At 57.8% G+C, this 1658-nt stretch carries 1 protein-coding gene; it reads right to left on the minus strand.

Features of this window, described 5'->3' with window-relative positions; genetic code table 11:
- The coding region (locus tag ACQZ2L_RS25010) for a beta strand repeat-containing protein (protein WP_430328306.1) at positions 1 to 1658 on the minus strand (1658 nt) is incomplete at both ends.

The raw sequence follows: 1658 nt of genomic DNA on the forward strand, positions 1-1658 counted from the left end.
TGCGGCTTCGGCAGTGACGGCCACGGTGGTGGTATCGATGGTGTCTTCGACAGCGACAGTAGTGGTAGCGCCGGTCAGATCGACCGCTTCGAAGTTACCGCCATTGACCGCAGTAACGGTCGCAGTGACTTCGCTGCCGTCTTTGTAGACGTCTTCGACGTTGGTGTTCGGGACCTGGAGGGTGCCCTTGCCATCGGCGCCAACGTTGACGGTGTAGTTAGTGCCACCGACATTTACGGTCAGCGTGGTGGTGCTACCAGCCTGCGGCGGATTGCTGAGCTGGAAATTGAAGGTGAGGTTTGCATCGCCTTCTTTCGCAGCTTCGGCGGTGACGGCCACGGTGGTGGTGTCGATGGTGTCTTCGACAGCGACAGTAGTGGTCGCGCCAGTCAGATCGACGGCTTCGAAGTTGCCACCGTTGACCGCAGTGACGGTTGCAGTGACTTCACTGCCGTCTTTGTAGACGTCTTCGACGTTGGTATTCGGAACCAGCAGAGTACCTTTGCCGGAAGCGTCGATATCAACGGTGTAGCTGGTGCCACCTACGTTTACGGTCAGCGTGGTGGTGCTACCTGCCTGCGGTGGGTTGCTCAGCTGGAAGTTGAAGGTGAGGTTTGCGTCACCTTCTTTAGCTGGCTCTGCGGACACAGCAACAGTGGTGGTGTCGATGGTGTCTTCGACAGCGACAGTGGTGGTCGCGCCAGTCAGATCAACGGCTTCGAAGTTGCCGCCATTGACTGCAGTGACGGTCGCAGTGACTTCGCTGCCGTCTTTGTAGACGTCTTCAACGTTGGTGTTCGGAACCAGCAGAGTGCCTTTGCCGGAAGCATCGATATCAACGGTGTAGCTGGTGCCACCTACGTTTACGGTCAGCGTGGTGGTGCTACCAGCCTGCGGCGGGTTGCTGAGCTGGAAGTTGAAGGTGAGGTTTGCGTCACCTTCTTTTGCTGCTTCGGCAGTGACGGCCACAGTCGTGGTGTCGATGGTGTCTTCGACAGCAACAGTAGTGGTCGCACCAGCCAGATCCACAGCTTCGAAGTTACCGCCATTGACCGCGGTGACAGTCGCGGTTACTTCGCTGCCATCTTTGTACACGTCTTCGACGTTGGTATTCGGAACCAGCAGCGTACCTTTACCGGAAGCATCGATATCGACGGTGTAGTTAGTCCCACCGACGTTCACGGTCAGGGTGGTGGTGCTGCCAGCCTGAGGCGGGTTGCTGAGCTGGAAGTTAAAGGTCAGGTTGGCATCACCCTCCTTCGCTGCTTCAGCAGTGACGGCCACGGTAGTGGCGTCGATCGTGTCTTCGACGGCAACAGTGGTGGTCGCGCCGGTCAGATCGACGGCTTCAAAGTTACCGCCATTGACCGCAGTGACGGTCGCGGTTACTTCGCTGCCATCTTTGTAGACGTCTTCGACGTTGGTGTTCGGGACCGACAAGGTGCCCTTGCCATCAGCGCCAACTGTGACGGTGTAATCAGTGCCACCGACGTTGACGGTCAAGGTAGCAGTGGTACCAGCCTGCGGTGGGTTGCTCAGCTGGAAGTTGAAGATTAGGTTTGCGTCACCTTCTTTTGCTGCTTCGGCAGTGACGGCCACGGTAGTGGTGTCGATCGTGTCTTCGACGGCAACAGTGGTGGTCGCGCCAGTCAGATCGT

Source organism: Pseudomonas shirazensis (genome assembly GCF_050496565.1).
Lineage (GTDB): Bacteria > Pseudomonadota > Gammaproteobacteria > Pseudomonadales > Pseudomonadaceae > Aquipseudomonas > Aquipseudomonas shirazensis_A.